Genomic DNA, 14,017 nt, shown 5'->3' with positions numbered 1-14,017 from the left:
TTCATACATTCCTTTTTAATCATGTCGACACCTTCGGCACAGGTTGCAGCGGGTACGTCAGCGGGTCACCGGCTGGCGCTGATAATTCGTGAATCCGGAATAGTATTCTACCCTGTTCGCATGCCACATCTGGTCGATAAGCGGGGAATTTCAATCCTATATTGAACCCAGCGACCACCGCAGGGAGAAGGGGCACATTCTCCCCCGCTCTTCTTCCGTCTGCGGGAGGTCACACTCGGCGCGGTGTCCCCGGGCAGAATCATGCTGTGACGGCTGGCGTCCATATCAAGATGTCAGCTCCTGGATTAAACCGCCTCCATCTTCTGTAAATGCAGGGGCTAATGACTGTGTGCAACTGAATTTACCGCAGCATCCGTCCTGTATAAAAAATCCTCAAAACGTTGTTTTCTATTGTATTGACAATAGAAGTTCAGAAGATCATAGTAATCCCATGGCGCGGCATCCGCACCAACGCCCCGGCGTTTCCGGGCATAAGGTAAGCATCATGACCCACGATATCGACACCCTCATTCGTCTGTCCCAGCATAAGTCCCACATCGTCGCTGTACGCCGCCTGCAACTGGCCTTTGAGCTAGAGCTGCGCGACGCAAAAATCAACTCACGTGACGTCGCTGATGCGCTGGCTACCTTGAATGCGGCTATCAGTCTGGAAGAAGAGCTGAACGGCTCTGCGTATGACGATCTGCATTTTGACCTGACCGATGGCGCGAAAGTCGACGCAGCCGAACTGGCAGCGTACCGGGCACAGAAACCGGTGGCTTCCTGCATCGTGGCCGATGGCAGCATTGTGCCAGACGGTTTCGGTGATTACTGCGAGCCGCTGGCAGATGGGGCGCATGACTTGTTTGTCCGTCCGGTCTCGGCATAAGGAGCGATCCATGAGCAAAGAGACTCTGTCACTGGCAACCCGTTACGCAGGCAACTCCTCTGTGATTTCGGAAATGCAGACAGCGCTGGACGTAATGCCGCTGGTGACGGAAGCCGTTCAGAGCGTGTGCGAACGGGTTGAATGTGAGCCCACTGAATTTCTGGACGCGATGGCGCTTGTAAAACGTTTCCTGCTGGCAAAACAAGATGAACTCCGTGCGGAAAGCGTTTCAATCCGCAAGCAGCTGGGTGAGATGGGGGAATAATGATGATTAAGGCTACTATCAGCAACGATGCGCTTCGCACCCGTATTCAGGCGCTGCGTAAAACCAGTGCAAACACCCTTGTCAGCACGACGAAATTCGACGCTGATGCGCTGGAGGAGCTCCTGCGCCTGCGTACCGCAGTGAAGCTGAGACGAGTACGCGTGGTCCAGAGTGGCACCTGCGACTGCGAGGAGCCCTGTGAATGCATGCCCGGGCTGTATGTAACCGTCGACTCCGGCGTGGGTCACGGCCAGGCGGTCTGGACTTACCGGGACGACGGAAAATCCGGTCTGGCGTACTGGTGCGAATTTATGGGACTCGCTCCATTCTGGGCCGAAGACCAGATGCATGCCGCCGAACTGCTTCGCGAGAAGCTGGCCTGGCTGGGTGAACATGTCGAGGTGGTCCCGTGGTAATGAAGCTGTATTGCCCCGAGTGCCTGGCGTACCTTGAAGGGGGGGATGGAACGCTACAGGACTGTCACTGCGGCTGGAAACAGCCGGTCAGCTCTTCCACTGAAGAGGGCGATGATCATGACGCTGACTAACGCCCAAATTTATACTCTGCGTCGGCTGAATACCGGAACCCGCTACCTGATGCAGGGCAACGGAAAGAAAGGGATGGAGCAGCGTCCAGATTGCCTCAGTACGCTGGGATATTTTCCGGTTAATGCCCCCAGTCTGCCACCCCTCTTCCGGCTGGGCCTGATTGAGTTCACTCTGAAAAGTGGGTTAGAACAGAGCTGTTTCTATCGCGTACGGCTGACCGGGCGTGGGCAGGAGTTAGCCACAACGGCGGTGATCTCGGTGGGCTGACTCAGCCCGCTGCTGCACTGCTCATTACAACTTTAACAGTCTGATTTAAAAAATAAATACAGCTATCAGGTGGAAAAAGCACCCGTTGTTTTGTATTGACAAAACAACTCTGATTCTGTATATTTAATCACACAGCGGCACTCTGGCCGCACGCCCCGGCGTTTCCGGGCATACAGGATAACCCCATGAAACCGATGCTTAAATCCGCTTTCTTCTCAGCTGTTAAATCACTCCTCACCAACGGCTTCAGACCAACCTTCTACACCGTTAACTGTGGCCGAATCGGCATTATCGCCTTTACCGATAAAAACGGTTCTAAGCAGGTTGAACAGGTCTATTCCTGTACCTCGCTTGCCGTGAAGACCATTGCTCCCCGTTTCGAAAAGTGGTTTGCTGCTGCCGTGGCGGAATTTCATGCGGCCGCAGCTGAGACTCTGGAGTCGGGCCAGCGGGTCCTGGACAAGGGTACTGTTCGTACCGTGACGGGATTTCGAAGTGCATTCATCCGCAGCGCTAACGGCACACCCCGTGCCCAGGCACGGACTGGCATAGTCATGCTTGATCATCGGCACGAAGTTATGGCCGGTGATCTTGTTCGAATGGCTGACAATCCATCAGACACCGTCGTCCATAATACAGACCAACAGCCTGACCAGACAATTCATTCTAACGTGCAGAACGTTTCCGTAAACCTCGCCACAGGACTGGCCCCTGACCCGACGGTTTCAACAGCGACATGACACGGCTGCACTCTCCCCCTGGGAGCCGCACTACGCGGCTCTGTTTGACCGAGAACACTATGACCGATAACAATGAAAAGCACGTTAACGCGATCCATATGAAGGGCAACGATAACGCGAAAAAAGATGAGGCCGACAAAGCAACGGCACTGGTCCAGATGCGTATGACCCCGGAGAAAAAATCACGCTATGTCCGTGAGGCGAAGCGTAATGGCCTGACTATCTCGGCATGGATTCAGCGTCATATGGATCAGGTATGTGATGAGTCAGACGTAAACTATCTAAAGAAAAAGGCTGGCGAGCAATAGGCGACAGTCCACCAGCAGCAGCGAAAAGTTACTTTCCCGGTTGCCTGAAAAGGACCGCATACTGCAAACACAAGGTGTGAACATCACACCCCCGCCCCGGCGGCTCCGGGCAAAGGAGTATCCAATGAAACTTTCCCGCCAGACCACGAACGACACTGCTGTAATCGAAGGTACCCGCAGCCACTTCTGGGGTCGCTCGCTCTACTTCATCATTGAGAATGCGCCCAGGGCACACCTCGTCGCTATTGATGAATTGCTGGATGCAGCGGGTTGGGAAAGCGATCACTGTCCAAACTACGAAGATGACGATGCGTTTGGGCATGCCGGTTACAGCTGCGGGTACATGATTGAGATCGATGACGTGGCACGCTTCAGGGCTGACTATAAGCGCCTCAAAAAGCAGATTGCCGCCCATATCGCCGCCCAGCGTAAAGCCGCAGCCAAACAGACGGCATGAATTTTAATGCAAGCGTTGAGCCTGCATCTAAAAGGAACTGTGCAATGACCGAACAACTATCGGATGAAAAACTGCACCAGCTGGAAGGTGCTGCCGCAAATTACCGTACGACATACCAGGCGCACCTCGCTAATCCACTGGATGGCTCCGCAGTACAGGACTGGGATGAAGCGACCCGTCAACTAATGGCGGTCATCAATTACGATGAAGCCAATATTATCGCGCACCTACTGGCTCGCCGGGATGCAGATCTTGCCAGGCATGAAAGCGACATGACCCGGGCTATCGCAGCTTGGCAGACGGCATCCGTGAAGCTGTCCGAGCAGGCCAGCCAGCAACCAGAATTCCACCTCCGCCGTGTTGGTGGGGACGAGGAGCTCTATGCCCCTTGTGGAAAAGATTATCCACGGGGAAGAGCGTACTACGTTAAGCCGGTAGTGAGCCTGGTTACCGTAAATTCTCCGCCCTGCGACCAATGCTTTGATTCTGCCGACGCCGCAACGGCCTACCGGGATGAGCAGTGGAGACATGTGCTGAGTGAAGCTGGTGTGCTGGTTACGCCGGGGGAGACAGCCCCGGTTCAGCCCACTGAAGACAAGCCGCTTTCCAAATAGTGCGATTGAAAATGAAAACGAAGATGAAACAGCCCAAATCTGCACTTCAGAATGCGATGAAGGGCGAAGAGCCTGCGAGCGTACAAATTCAGATGCGTGCCACTGTAACAAGAAAAGAACGCTATAAGGCGCAGGCAATTCAGGAGGATCTGAATTTAACCGAATGGATGGCGAATCATCTGGACGCCGTCTGTGACGCCGCCGAAGGAAAGGCATCCGTCAGCATCTTTTCCCCGGTTGTACCGGAGAAGATCCCAGACAGCGTCTACCAGGTCATCTATCAGGAATGCGGCGGGTTCGTGGACTGCGATGCGAATGCCCAGACGATCTGGAATGCCTGCCGCCAGGCCATTCTGAAAAACGTGAAAGACTGAATACCCGGCGTCATTTTACCGGATGCAGCAAGGACAAACATGACCATAATTGAACGCCGTGCAGAGATGCGCCAGACGGCCATTAAAGCTCTGCTGGATGCTGAAGAAGCACTGACCGCACTGGCTATGTCCTATGAGCTACAGCCCAATGAGAAGACCAGTGCATGTCATCCACAAACCAGTACTCTCTCCACGACCAGCCAGGTTCGGAAAATGCGGCGGGTCCTCGAAAAATTGAGGCGTTGAGAATTAAACAGGACGCAGGAGGAGGTACCCAGTGCGAGCCGCAGCCGTTCTGGGGAGAATTTTAATCCGACGGTATTCCACTGAGACTGTTGAATGCCTTGGGTAATTGAGTGGCGGTCTGCCACCGAACGGAAGGAAAAAAGGGTTTCCCCGACCGGAGAAACCCTTTTCTAAAGGTGCTATTGGCTTGCTGGCCACATCTGAATCGAGGGGGGTTACCCCCCTCTTTCAGCTACTTACCGGATTCGTAGTCCATCACAGCCGACACTTCCCGCGTACCGTCTTTCAGCCGCAGTTCGCAGAGCGAATTGCGCGTAAGCCAGGTGAATATCAACAGCGTAAGACATACTATCAATACGCACAAAACAACGGGTTGGTTCGGCAGTTTCATGGCTTCTTCTCCTGTCAACGCAAAGCAGAAGTGTCACCATCGGTGCGAAACAGAGATGTCATGCTTTGGTTCAGAGAATGCGTTTGACCGCCTCGCTATATACTTCCGAGCGTTCTCTTTTCCCAACAGAAATCACGAAAACGACAACTTTCTCGTCTATAACCTGGTATACAAGGCGATAGCCTGAAGACCGGAGCTTAATCTTGTAACAATCAGGCATACCACGGAGCTTGTTTGCTTCAATCCGGGGTGACTCAAGTACTTCAACCAGCTTCTTTTTCAACTGTTCACGTACCGTCGAGCCCAGCTTTCGCCATTCCTTTAGTGCCCGCTCGTCAAAATCCAGAAAATACGCCATCAGAGTTCATCCAGCGTCACACGTACTGGCTTAGGATTACGAAGTCGTTCTTTCACTATCTCCACAAGTTCAGCATCTTCATCACTCAGGAGTGTCTGTTTGAACGGCAAGCGTTCATTGTCAGCGATATACTCGAGCATGAGACGAAGCGCTTCAGAAGGAGTTACGCCCATTTTTTCAAGCGCGGCGTAAGAACGCGCTTTAAGTTCATCGTCAATACGTAGGTTAATGCTACCCATGTCTTACACCCCTTGTAATTACAAATGTCATTACAAGTATCGCACTACAACATGCTTAGGGCAAGTCACGAAGTAAGTCAGAAAGTAGTCGTAAGAACGGTGATCACTGTCCGCTTTGTGCCAGAAGCGGACTTTTTAAAAATATTGCGTGCCCAACAATTGGGCGCAGGTCACATCAAGTACCCTCAGAATTATAGAGAATACCTGAAATTTTTGTAGAGCGAGGTTTGTTACCCTGCCCGACCAGCGACATGTGGTTAGTTTAGTGATCAGAAATGTCGAGCGTTTGGTCGTTCATTGACGCGGGATCTTCCAACGGTTCCACATGAGTGGTGATATGGATAAAAGGCAGTGCGGTGCGGATATCATTCTCTATACGCTCGGCCCAGTCGTGCCCATATTGAACAGTCCATCGCCCAGGAACTAGGATGTGCATTGTCATAAACGCCCGCCCGCCAGCCTGGCGTGTACGTAGTGCATGGAAATCAAGCCCCTGTTCACGATATCCTGCCAGCAGTGACTCGATTTTTTTGAGTTCTTCCGTGGGTAGCGATACGTCCATCAGACCTGCAGCTGAACGACTCATAAGCTGATAACCAGTCCAAACGATGTTGGCTGCGACCAGCAATGCAACGATCGGATCGACCCAAAACCAGCCGGTCAGATAAACCAGTCCGACACCAAAAATGACACCGACCGACGTCCAGACATCGGTCAGCAGGTGATGAGCATCTGCCTCAAGAGTGATAGAGTTGTGCTGCCTGCCAGCCCTTAACAAAATGCGAGCCGTCACAAAATTAAGGATTGATGCGACTGTTGAAACCAGTAATCCGAGACCAATCTCCTCAAGCGGCTGTGGAGTTAACATCCGCTCAACTGCGGTATAGGCGATACTGGCTGCCGCCAATAGGATCAGAAATCCTTCGAAAGCACTCGAGAAATATTCGGCTTTGCCGTGCCCATATGCATGGTTCTCATCGGCCGGAAGCGCAGCCAAGGTCAGCATCCAGAGCGCCATTAGGGCTCCTGCGAGGTTAACTACGGATTCGATGGCATCAGATAGCAGACCGACCGAACCGGTCATTTTCCACGCCACACCTTTGAGTCCGATAGTGGCAATAGCCGTGGCAATGGAAAGCCAAGCGTAGTGCGTCAGCGGACGAGGTAACCCTTTTGTTTTAGTCATTATTAACTTCCTAAAATAGGACGACTAACTCACATTTCTATCCATGATAGATAATTAAACAATCATTTCGCCATGAATATTTTTTCGTTTTTATTAAATTTAATTAAAAAGTCTCTGCAAGTGCTGTTTCATCTTCTAGTAAACTAAATTTTATTTTTAGGGTTTTCTTCAACTTGAAGTAATATTATCTCACAACAGATTAGTCACTTAGGTTAACTGAGCGGCTTTTATATTTTTCAATTAAAATATGCAAAACTCCCATTGCACCATGTGCATAAAAATAGACCTCAATGAAAGTAGTAAAGAACTTATGCCAGTGGATTACTGTTTCAGCCAGATTTGACTGCATGGTATTCAACAAGAACCATAGGCCACCTGAAAGTGCTACAATTAGCAATGCTAGAACTCCAAATCCTTGGATTGTACTGGCAATACCTCCCGAATGTGCATCGGGCAGTCGGAAACTAGTCAACGTTTTTATATCTTGCTTAATACCACTAAAGTCAAGCCCTACCCATGAAAAATAATAAGTAAAACCTCTTTGAGTAAGCATCCAACTTAACATAATAAAACCACAAATAATCAGTCCTAACCCTGAAATAATGTGCATCCAGGTTATAACTCCTTCAAGACTATGTTCACCAATTGCTTCGGTCTCTGTCAGATTAGAGTTAATAATTTGTGATAATATTAGAAATGCCACAATGATGTGAAGAATACGAAAAAAAGGAGCGTAATCATGGGGTAATAGATTCCAGAGTCGCAATTTCATTAATGAGTCCTTAGTAAATTTATCGATGATCTTAATCATACAAAAGAATTATTAGGATAACCTTAATTCTTAAAATTGCAGCAGGCATTAGTTCACCTCTGATATGGCCACTTGCGAAATGGGAATGGTAACTGTTATTACTATGTATTTACTTGCTGTTCTTGTTACGCAGCCCCTTAAACACATTACTTTCAAATATGATTTCCTGCTGGGTTTAAATATGTGTCTTTCTATAGTGCGGCAACCTATTTTTACACCAACTCATGAATTAAATAAGAATCATAAATTAAATGAGAGGTTTAATTCTCTTGCTTAACGCGATGATATTAAATGGAAATTTTAATTTTTGTAATTTATTAAACAGTTAGAATGAGACATGGTAAATACGATCTTCCTTTAGATAATTCTGATAGCACTTTTTCTACTGGGCAGTCTGCAATGTCCGCTTCTCGCTGTGAGTTCAATGGGTCGATGCAACGCAATCCTTAATCAAGGGGGACGTTGTCATGAAACGAAGAACTCGGATTAACTACACGCCAGAGCAGAAGGCAATTATCTGGGACAGATATAAGCAAGGTGATTCTCTACATGATATCGCCAGAATGTTCGACAGATATCATTCTTCCATTATGCCCACTATCCACCAGACAGGCGGCTACCGTCCTCCCGTGCGAAAACGGCACCGATTAGCGCTTTCGCTTGATGAAAGAGAGGAGATATCCAGAGGGCTGGTAGCAAAACTCAGCATCAGGGACATCGCCGCCAAATTATCAAGAGCGCCCTCAACGATTAGCCGCGAGGTCAGGAGGCACAGTGGTGCAAAACAATACCGAGCAGCAAAAGCCGATGCTACTGCGTGGGAAAATGCGCTGAGACCAAAACCGTGCAAGCTAATTGAAAGCCCCGCATTGTGTAAAATCATTGCAGAGAAGATGCATCAGGACTGGTCGCCGGAACAGATCGCCGGTTGGCTGAAACGTTGTTATCCGGATAATCAGGAAATGCATGTGTCACACGAAACGATTTATAAAACGCTTTTTATACAAACCCGGGGAGCATTAAAAAAAGAGCTGCAGCAATGCCTCAGAAGCGGAAGAGCAGTGCGTAGATCCAGAACGTCATCGCTTAAAGGGAAAGGATTAGGGTCAATCCCGAACACGATACCTATCAGCGAAAGGCCACCAGAGGCGGCTGACAGAGCCATTCCAGGTCACTGGGAAGGTGACTTGATTCAGGGCTCGAAAAACTCCTATATAATCACCCTCGTAGAACGTCATTCCCGTTTTGTTATGCTGGCGAAGATCAGAGACAACAAGACCATAACGGTTATATCTGCACTCATCAGACAAGCCCGGGAATTACCTGCTGAACTTTATAAAACATTAACCTGGGACCGGGGCGCTGAAATGACCAGCCACACCCGGTTTACTGTAGCCACAGATATTCAGGTTTACTTCTGCGATCCTCAATCCCCCTGGCAACGTGGCTCAAATGAAAATACGAACAGATTGCTCAGACAATATTTTCCAAAAGGAACTGACTTATCGGTTCACAGCCAGCAAAGACTTAACAGTGTTGCCAGACAGCTCAACGAAAGGCCGAGAAAAACGCTAGACTATGAATCACCCGCAGAACGGTTCAATAAGTGTGTTGCGTCCATCAGTTGAACTCACAGCTCTTAGCGGACATTAGCATAGGCTATTTACCATAACGCCGCATTACGCGTACCGCTCAGACGGCCTGAGCGCGTTTCTGACGTGTCCCCGTTAAAAACAGTAACAAACCACCCGAAAATGCACGCCAGAAACGCTACGTAAGAATCTATCCTATGACTGGATATGCACTCAACTGAATAACGCCTGGTTTCAGTCCATTTTATCGGGATCAGCCTTCTTTCTGGGTAATTTAGGGGGCTTCACTTGCTGATTACTTTGCGTGCGGCGCGTGAGCCAAGGATGGTCAGCTTTAGGTTTTACGTAGAATTTTGAGCGTAAATCAAAACGGGCATTATCCACACGTTCATGGACACTTTTTTCATCATCCAGTGGTATAGGCTCCGGGCCATCAACATATTTTTCCCATCCCAACGCTTTCCCATCATACAGAACCTTAATTTCACCGTTAAAGCTTTCGCATACCGTGACAACCGAATGCCGAAGTCGATATCCCCGGCCTTCACTGCGAATCTGAAACGCACTGCTTTTGTACTGGAAAGTGAGATTTTTGGAGAGAACGCGCTTCGCCTGGAGGCTGAAGATATAACCCAGTTCCTCTTCAGAATGGTGTACATCAAGATGGGCGTTATCAGCAATACGAGGCGGCGTAGCAAACCGGTTGTTATAGGCTTCAATAAAGGTCGGCAACCATGCGTTTGCTGTTTCAATATCACTGATACCCTGAAGCCGCATTTCTTTGACCAGCCTGTCCTGCAGTGTCTGATTGGCACGCTCTACCCGCCCTTTTGCCTGCGGGCTGTTGGCATGGATTGGCTCGATGCCCAGTGTCTTTATCGCACGTGTGAACTGAGTCAACTCTCCTTCCCGCTCCGGGTTATTTACTCTGAATATACTGTGTCTGTCAGAATAGAGAGCCAGTGGTACGCCATGATCATTAAGGTAACCCCGGAGGGTTTCCATGTAAGCCCGGGTTGTTTCTGCAGGAGCGAATCGTAGCGCCATCAGAGCGCTGGTAGCATCATCGATAAAGACTATCAGTGTGCATTTGGGGCCCCGACCTTCAAACCAGTCATGAGGCGAGCCATCAATCTGGATGAGTTCACCGTAGGATGGGCGCCGCATCCGGCGCTGATAAATTCGGGCAAACTTACGACGACGTTCGCGCCATATGCCCTCCTCTACCATCCACTTCCTGAGAGTTTCAATGGATAAACACAAGCCGTGTATCTCGCGCAATTTTTCGCACGCAAGCGTAGGTCCAAAATCAGCGTAGCGGCCTTTGAGGAGTGAAATTACTGTTGCTCTGAATTCGGTAGAAAAGGAATTATTGGGACGCTTTCCACGTCGGCGGGAAACTAGACCAGAAGGCCCTTCATTTCTATACCGTTGCACCAGACGTTTAACCTGCCGAATAGAAATGCCAATGCGTGCCGCAGCTTGTTCCTGAGTAATATGGCGATTAAGTGACTCCTGAATAATGTGAAGTCGGTCGAGTTCCTTATGACTCATCGTAACAGTCTCTTTGATCATGAAAAATCCCCCAGAGAATTGTCTGGGGACATTTTAGAATGGTTCAAAGGGGACATTACAGCTTGGTGTTAACACATGGCTTCTTCTCCTTGCATTTTTGCAGGTAAGAGGCTAACCTTTAATGTGACTAGCATCAGGGGCCTCGGGTTAATTTGAAAAAATTACTCGGGGCTTTCTGCTTTTTACCACAGTCAAACAGTGATTCTGCTGGCTGGGGCAAAAGCCTCCAGCACCGAAGCCATTATACCACCCAGCCCCCTTCAAACGAACAGGTCGACCGCCTAAATATTTAATAAGTAAGTATTTCAGGTTTTGCTGCCTCGCAGGCCGTAACAGCGGACGGCTGACGTAATCGCTGACGAAACAGACGGATGCAAATCTCTACACTCAACGCCGCCAGCCCGTCCGGTCCCCCGCTTCTTTCCGGCTGTAATCAGTCAGTCTTCGAACCCGCGATCAGTGACAAACGGTGAGCACGAACACAACTGTGCATTAGGCTATCCGGGTAATGGGCGATTTTCTCCAGTTTCTCATCGAGGCGGGTATACGTCAGTCGCCTGATTTTCGTTAGTTCCTCGTGAAGCCAGCGTTTGATAAAGGGATTGCTGGAAAGCAGCACCAAATCGGAGTCCTCCACTTCATCAAAAAGCCAGACGGGTTTTGCCGGAGTAAGACGATAGAGCCAGGGACGCGAATAGTCCCCCGTCGCAATCAGGAACCAGACAACAATGCCAAGTGCGAGCTCCATGACCAGCATCAGGGTAAACTGAATATCCCGGACGTCAGGCTCTCCGGTAAAGCTCATCAGTCGGTCGCCAGTTGCCACACGCTGGATAATACATACCAGCATCAGCAGAGCAAGCAAAAGCCCCATGAGCAGCCCGCCATTCACCTCAAAAGTAGCTTTCTGGACGCGATCAGGCGGTACCTGTCTACGGTAGCGGCCGACCACTTCGCCGATCAGTTCCCTGATGGCCATGCGTTCTTCATCGACCGTTGTTGCGGTATATCCGGACGGGTCCGATTCAGTTTGGTTCATGTACCCTCTCCTCACTCTGAAAATTAATGGTCACAGACACGCTGATCATACCCGGTGAACGGGAGCTAGTTTGCGGGTTAAGGGCTCGAAAAAAACGGGAATAAAGAGGGAAATGACAGCAGGAAGGTGGGATGCAATGAGCTGTTTTGTTTCCCTACAGTTAAGTGGGGGGGAAAACTGCCATCACCGGAATACGCTGAGAACGGAACGGGCCAAACCGATAAGATGGACGGGCGCTATTTTGATTCCAATATTCGGGATTTTTCTTCCCGCGTCGCCAAACGGACACTTCCGGAACGGTCGCGGATGAGTAGCGGCTTATCTTTTTTCCAGCTACTTATCGCCGTTTCCCCGAACCGACGCGGCGCATTGCGGTTCCAGCTGGCGATAACGTGGTTATCGTAAACCTCCTGAATAACGACAGAATGAAGAGTTACTGTCTTAATGGTGGTATTGCCCATTTTGGTTCGGAAGAGTGACCAAACGGTCATCCCCGCCTCCAACTGACTGAGTTTCATCTTTGCTCCGGTGATATCGGGGAAATCGACGTGGTGACGTATTTAATCATAATCACTCACAGCGGATAATGCCGCCAGGTAACAGGGTACTGTCAGCCCAGGCATGAGCAGTCCTTACGGCTATCGTGATTCGGCCAGTGTGCGGGTAATAGTCGCACGCTGACGCTGACGCTCAGCCTTACGCTGGCTGCGGCGGTAAAGCGGTTTCGCAGCAGCATAACGGCAATCCTCCGGGTAGTACCAGCAGCAGCCACAGGGCTCAGGCTGCGGTTTTCCGGCAAGTCCAAATGGTTTCATAATGTCACCTTTAAATGGAAATATTGTTCAGTTCCCGGCCTTCAGACACGGGTTCATTAATGAAGCGGCGTTGCATAAACAGGTACAGATAACCCTCTGTCGAGAACATACAAAGATTCTCAGTAATACAGGCATCGAGATATTCTGTGTCGCTCTGGAGTCGTTTAATGACGCTCATCTGGTTAGCCGCCGACTGAATCAGCGGATAGCCATTAACAGCACGATGAATACCTGAGCGGAATAACGAACGAGCCTTTCCAATCTTTTCCCGGGCAGCGGTCATTTCCATCTCGATAACCGACTGTCGCGCAAGATTAATAGCATCGCCAGATAATTCCGCAAAGCTGACCAGAGACTTATTCATCTAAAACTCCTTTCAGAAATGTGAGCTCATTATATCAATACGGCCTCTGGCCCAAATAACCCGTGGTGAAATATTTTGACGAATATCTGAAAAGTGAAAATGGCAACCGGGAAAAGGACGGTTTTTATTTTAAGTGTGCCGATGACGTCTGACAGGGGAATTAAATTTGACGGTCTTTGATTTAAAAAAAGGTAGAAGGAGGTCACCTGGACACCTCCTTCTCCGGCGCTCAGTTTGAGAATACGTTAACGCTGTAGCGTCTACCGAGCACCTCGGCAGTGGTATCCACAATTTTCTGAATATCATCGGTAATCGTGGGTTTACTGAATGCGACAGTATGCAGTTCGCCAGCTTGTTCCGCCGTCGCGCCATCATGAAAGCGGCTGGCATCGTACAGCTGGACCCGGAGCGTCCGGGTGTGATCAACATGGGGCAATGTTCTTCTCCTGTTCAGCCAGTCGCCATAAGCGTTAATAATCACTTTCTTCCGGTTGCGGCTGAGTGACAAACTGGTACTTTACTCCATTAGGGACACCAACGGCTTTTGCTACGGATTCACACAGCAGCGACAGGTCATTCAGCGTCATCGGATATTCGATGTCGACTGAATATAGGGCCCCGGCATTCTCGGCGTCTTCGATGTTTTTAAACTGGGCGCTGAAAATGGCGACGGTAGAAATTTCAATGTTGTGCATGAGTCAGTCCTTATGAAAAAAAAGCCACCGAAAGGTGGCTGAGTAAAAGTTACTGCGCCTGGCTGGCCTTGTCCGCATTTTTGGTGTAACCAACTCGGGCAATGACGACGGCAATTGGGCTTTGTTGAATAAATCGAACTTTTGCTGAGTTGAAGGATCAGATCACGCATCCTCCCGACAACACAGACCATTCCGTGGCAAAGCAAAAGTTCAGAATCACCAACTGGTCCACCTACAACAAAGC

24 protein-coding genes and 1 pseudogene are annotated in these 14,017 nt (G+C 49.6%); 13 read left to right on the top strand and 12 right to left on the bottom strand.

Annotated elements, in window-relative coordinates:
- Positions 1–505 precede the first annotated feature (505 nt).
- From C3406_RS23250 to C3406_RS23205, 10 genes are all read left to right on the top strand, one after another.
- Positions 506–889 (top strand): hypothetical protein, encoded by a 384-nt coding sequence (locus tag C3406_RS23250; protein ID WP_050596975.1) that lies wholly within the window; start codon positions 506–508, stop codon positions 887–889.
- 10 nt (positions 890–899) lie between these two features.
- Positions 900–1,154: a hypothetical protein gene (locus tag C3406_RS23245; RefSeq protein ID WP_032610479.1), complete on the top strand. Its 255-nt coding sequence runs from the start codon at positions 900–902 to the stop codon at positions 1,152–1,154.
- Positions 1,154–1,570: a hypothetical protein gene (locus C3406_RS23240; RefSeq protein WP_040113313.1), complete on the top strand. Its 417-nt coding sequence runs from the start codon at positions 1,154–1,156 to the stop codon at positions 1,568–1,570. Before C3406_RS23245 ends, C3406_RS23240 begins: the two co-directional genes overlap by 1 nt.
- A 117-nt stretch (positions 1,571–1,687) precedes the next feature.
- Positions 1,688–1,969, top strand: a complete 282-nt coding sequence (locus C3406_RS23235) for a hypothetical protein (protein ID WP_032610524.1) — start codon at positions 1,688–1,690, stop codon at positions 1,967–1,969.
- 185 nt (positions 1,970–2,154) lie between these two features.
- Positions 2,155–2,709, top strand: coding sequence for a hypothetical protein (locus C3406_RS23230; protein ID WP_052134036.1), 555 nt, complete (start codon positions 2,155–2,157; stop codon positions 2,707–2,709).
- Positions 2,710–2,768: 59 nt separating this feature from the next.
- Entirely contained in the window at positions 2,769–3,017 is a 249-nt protein-coding gene (locus C3406_RS23225) for a hypothetical protein (RefSeq protein WP_050596976.1), read from the top strand.
- Positions 3,018–3,141: 124 nt separating this feature from the next.
- A complete protein-coding gene (locus tag C3406_RS23220; RefSeq protein WP_032610481.1) occupies positions 3,142–3,474 on the top strand; it encodes a DUF5417 domain-containing protein in 333 nt (110 codons plus the stop codon).
- Positions 3,475–3,518: 44 nt separating this feature from the next.
- On the top strand, positions 3,519–4,088 hold the full coding sequence (locus C3406_RS23215; RefSeq protein ID WP_040113312.1) for a hypothetical protein: 570 nt from the start codon (positions 3,519–3,521) through the stop codon (positions 4,086–4,088).
- Between the two features lie 23 nt (positions 4,089–4,111).
- A complete protein-coding gene (locus C3406_RS23210) occupies positions 4,112–4,462 on the top strand; it encodes a hypothetical protein (RefSeq protein ID WP_032610485.1) in 351 nt (116 codons plus the stop codon).
- A 39-nt stretch (positions 4,463–4,501) separates the two neighbouring features.
- The gene (locus C3406_RS23205; protein ID WP_044713525.1) at positions 4,502–4,708 is read left to right on the top strand and encodes a hypothetical protein; all 207 of its coding nucleotides are present in this window, start codon (positions 4,502–4,504) and stop codon (positions 4,706–4,708) included.
- Between the two features lie 232 nt (positions 4,709–4,940).
- On the opposite strand, the gene C3406_RS23195 is transcribed toward C3406_RS23205, so the two are convergent.
- The 3 genes from C3406_RS23195 to relB form a co-directional block, all read right to left on the bottom strand.
- A complete protein-coding gene (locus tag C3406_RS23195) occupies positions 4,941–5,099 on the bottom strand; it encodes a type I toxin-antitoxin system Hok/Gef family toxin (protein ID WP_001447600.1) in 159 nt (52 codons plus the stop codon).
- A 70-nt stretch (positions 5,100–5,169) separates the two neighbouring features.
- Positions 5,170–5,457: a type II toxin-antitoxin system mRNA interferase RelE gene (relE, locus tag C3406_RS23190; RefSeq protein ID WP_000323025.1), complete on the bottom strand. Its 288-nt coding sequence runs from the start codon at positions 5,455–5,457 to the stop codon at positions 5,170–5,172.
- Positions 5,457–5,696, bottom strand: coding sequence for a type II toxin-antitoxin system antitoxin RelB (relB, locus tag C3406_RS23185; protein WP_000534858.1), 240 nt, complete (start codon positions 5,694–5,696; stop codon positions 5,457–5,459). The genes relE and relB overlap by 1 nt, the downstream gene beginning before the upstream one ends.
- Positions 5,697–5,720: 24 nt before the next feature.
- Between relB and C3406_RS26635 the strand changes: the two are divergent.
- A pseudogene (locus C3406_RS26635) lies at positions 5,721–5,837 on the top strand (hypothetical protein); the annotation flags it as partial.
- 121 nt (positions 5,838–5,958) lie between these two features.
- Here C3406_RS26635 and C3406_RS23175 read toward each other — a convergent pair.
- Both C3406_RS23175 and C3406_RS23170 read right to left on the bottom strand, forming a co-directional pair.
- Positions 5,959–6,882 carry a cation diffusion facilitator family transporter gene (locus C3406_RS23175; protein WP_000167917.1) on the bottom strand — a complete coding sequence of 308 codons (924 nt, stop codon included), beginning with the start codon at positions 6,880–6,882 and terminating at the stop codon, positions 5,959–5,961.
- A gap of 199 nt (positions 6,883–7,081) precedes the next feature.
- On the bottom strand, positions 7,082–7,654 hold the full coding sequence (locus C3406_RS23170) for a cytochrome b/b6 domain-containing protein (RefSeq protein WP_001515348.1): 573 nt from the start codon (positions 7,652–7,654) through the stop codon (positions 7,082–7,084).
- Between the two features lie 506 nt (positions 7,655–8,160).
- On the opposite strand from C3406_RS23170, the gene C3406_RS23160 reads away from it, so the two are divergent.
- A complete protein-coding gene (locus C3406_RS23160; RefSeq protein ID WP_000830285.1) occupies positions 8,161–9,321 on the top strand; it encodes an IS30-like element ISCfr4 family transposase in 1,161 nt (386 codons plus the stop codon).
- Positions 9,322–9,519: 198 nt separating this feature from the next.
- Here the strand turns inward: C3406_RS23160 and C3406_RS23155 are convergent, their stop codons facing one another.
- The 7 genes from C3406_RS23155 to C3406_RS23130 form a co-directional block, all read right to left on the bottom strand.
- Positions 9,520–10,860: an ISNCY family transposase gene (locus C3406_RS23155; RefSeq protein WP_000589001.1), complete on the bottom strand. Its 1,341-nt coding sequence runs from the start codon at positions 10,858–10,860 to the stop codon at positions 9,520–9,522.
- Positions 10,861–11,293: 433 nt separating this feature from the next.
- Positions 11,294–11,899, bottom strand: a complete 606-nt coding sequence (locus C3406_RS23150) for a hypothetical protein (RefSeq protein WP_015063019.1) — start codon at positions 11,897–11,899, stop codon at positions 11,294–11,296.
- A 236-nt stretch (positions 11,900–12,135) separates the two neighbouring features.
- Complete coding sequence (locus C3406_RS23145) at positions 12,136–12,417, bottom strand: hypothetical protein (protein WP_040113311.1); 282 nt, start codon at positions 12,415–12,417, stop codon at positions 12,136–12,138.
- Between the two features lie 120 nt (positions 12,418–12,537).
- On the bottom strand, positions 12,538–12,714 hold the full coding sequence (locus tag C3406_RS26330; RefSeq protein ID WP_162859439.1) for a hypothetical protein: 177 nt from the start codon (positions 12,712–12,714) through the stop codon (positions 12,538–12,540).
- A gap of 10 nt (positions 12,715–12,724) precedes the next feature.
- Positions 12,725–13,078: a hypothetical protein gene (locus C3406_RS23140; RefSeq protein ID WP_022652347.1), complete on the bottom strand. Its 354-nt coding sequence runs from the start codon at positions 13,076–13,078 to the stop codon at positions 12,725–12,727.
- A gap of 229 nt (positions 13,079–13,307) precedes the next feature.
- Positions 13,308–13,514 carry a hypothetical protein gene (locus C3406_RS23135; RefSeq protein ID WP_040113310.1) on the bottom strand — a complete coding sequence of 69 codons (207 nt, stop codon included), beginning with the start codon at positions 13,512–13,514 and terminating at the stop codon, positions 13,308–13,310.
- Between the two features lie 34 nt (positions 13,515–13,548).
- Entirely contained in the window at positions 13,549–13,773 is a 225-nt protein-coding gene (locus C3406_RS23130; protein ID WP_022652349.1) for a hypothetical protein, read from the bottom strand.
- Between the two features lie 149 nt (positions 13,774–13,922).
- Between C3406_RS23130 and C3406_RS26630 the strand changes: the two genes are divergently transcribed.
- Positions 13,923–14,017, top strand: a 95-nt coding sequence (locus C3406_RS26630; protein ID WP_223367353.1) for a hypothetical protein, incomplete at its 3' end; no start/stop codon positions are given.

The organism is Leclercia sp. LSNIH8 (genome assembly GCF_002920195.1).
In the GTDB taxonomy this organism is placed as follows: domain Bacteria; phylum Pseudomonadota; class Gammaproteobacteria; order Enterobacterales; family Enterobacteriaceae; genus Enterobacter.
The sequence above is the reverse complement of the archived record's forward strand: the minus strand, read 5'-3'. Positions and strand labels throughout refer to the sequence as shown.

What these genes read in the sequence shown, in the direction of transcription:
- C3406_RS23250 (WP_050596975.1), top strand. Translation starts at nt 506, where the DNA reads ATGACCCACGATATCGACACCCTCATTCGTCTGTCCCAGCATAAGTCC.
- C3406_RS23245 (WP_032610479.1), top strand. Translation starts at nt 900, where the DNA reads ATGAGCAAAGAGACTCTGTCACTGGCAACCCGTTACGCAGGCAACTCC.
- C3406_RS23240 (WP_040113313.1), top strand. Translation starts at nt 1,154, where the DNA reads ATGATGATTAAGGCTACTATCAGCAACGATGCGCTTCGCACCCGTATT.
- C3406_RS23235 (WP_032610524.1), top strand. Translation starts at nt 1,688, where the DNA reads ATGACGCTGACTAACGCCCAAATTTATACTCTGCGTCGGCTGAATACC.
- C3406_RS23230 (WP_052134036.1), top strand. Translation starts at nt 2,155, where the DNA reads ATGAAACCGATGCTTAAATCCGCTTTCTTCTCAGCTGTTAAATCACTC.
- C3406_RS23225 (WP_050596976.1), top strand. Translation starts at nt 2,769, where the DNA reads ATGACCGATAACAATGAAAAGCACGTTAACGCGATCCATATGAAGGGC.
- C3406_RS23220 (WP_032610481.1), top strand. Translation starts at nt 3,142, where the DNA reads ATGAAACTTTCCCGCCAGACCACGAACGACACTGCTGTAATCGAAGGT.
- C3406_RS23215 (WP_040113312.1), top strand. Translation starts at nt 3,519, where the DNA reads ATGACCGAACAACTATCGGATGAAAAACTGCACCAGCTGGAAGGTGCT.
- C3406_RS23210 (WP_032610485.1), top strand. Translation starts at nt 4,112, where the DNA reads ATGAAACAGCCCAAATCTGCACTTCAGAATGCGATGAAGGGCGAAGAG.
- C3406_RS23205 (WP_044713525.1), top strand. Translation starts at nt 4,502, where the DNA reads ATGACCATAATTGAACGCCGTGCAGAGATGCGCCAGACGGCCATTAAA.
- C3406_RS23195 (WP_001447600.1), bottom strand. Translation starts at nt 5,099, where the DNA reads ATGAAACTGCCGAACCAACCCGTTGTTTTGTGCGTATTGATAGTATGT.
- relE (WP_000323025.1), bottom strand. Translation starts at nt 5,457, where the DNA reads ATGGCGTATTTTCTGGATTTTGACGAGCGGGCACTAAAGGAATGGCGA.
- relB (WP_000534858.1), bottom strand. Translation starts at nt 5,696, where the DNA reads ATGGGTAGCATTAACCTACGTATTGACGATGAACTTAAAGCGCGTTCT.
- C3406_RS23175 (WP_000167917.1), bottom strand. Translation starts at nt 6,882, where the DNA reads ATGACTAAAACAAAAGGGTTACCTCGTCCGCTGACGCACTACGCTTGG.
- C3406_RS23170 (WP_001515348.1), bottom strand. Translation starts at nt 7,654, where the DNA reads ATGAAATTGCGACTCTGGAATCTATTACCCCATGATTACGCTCCTTTT.
- C3406_RS23160 (WP_000830285.1), top strand. Translation starts at nt 8,161, where the DNA reads ATGAAACGAAGAACTCGGATTAACTACACGCCAGAGCAGAAGGCAATT.
- C3406_RS23155 (WP_000589001.1), bottom strand. Translation starts at nt 10,860, where the DNA reads ATGATCAAAGAGACTGTTACGATGAGTCATAAGGAACTCGACCGACTT.
- C3406_RS23150 (WP_015063019.1), bottom strand. Translation starts at nt 11,899, where the DNA reads ATGAACCAAACTGAATCGGACCCGTCCGGATATACCGCAACAACGGTC.
- C3406_RS23145 (WP_040113311.1), bottom strand. Translation starts at nt 12,417, where the DNA reads ATGAAACTCAGTCAGTTGGAGGCGGGGATGACCGTTTGGTCACTCTTC.
- C3406_RS26330 (WP_162859439.1), bottom strand. Translation starts at nt 12,714, where the DNA reads ATGAAACCATTTGGACTTGCCGGAAAACCGCAGCCTGAGCCCTGTGGC.
- C3406_RS23140 (WP_022652347.1), bottom strand. Translation starts at nt 13,078, where the DNA reads ATGAATAAGTCTCTGGTCAGCTTTGCGGAATTATCTGGCGATGCTATT.
- C3406_RS23130 (WP_022652349.1), bottom strand. Translation starts at nt 13,773, where the DNA reads ATGCACAACATTGAAATTTCTACCGTCGCCATTTTCAGCGCCCAGTTT.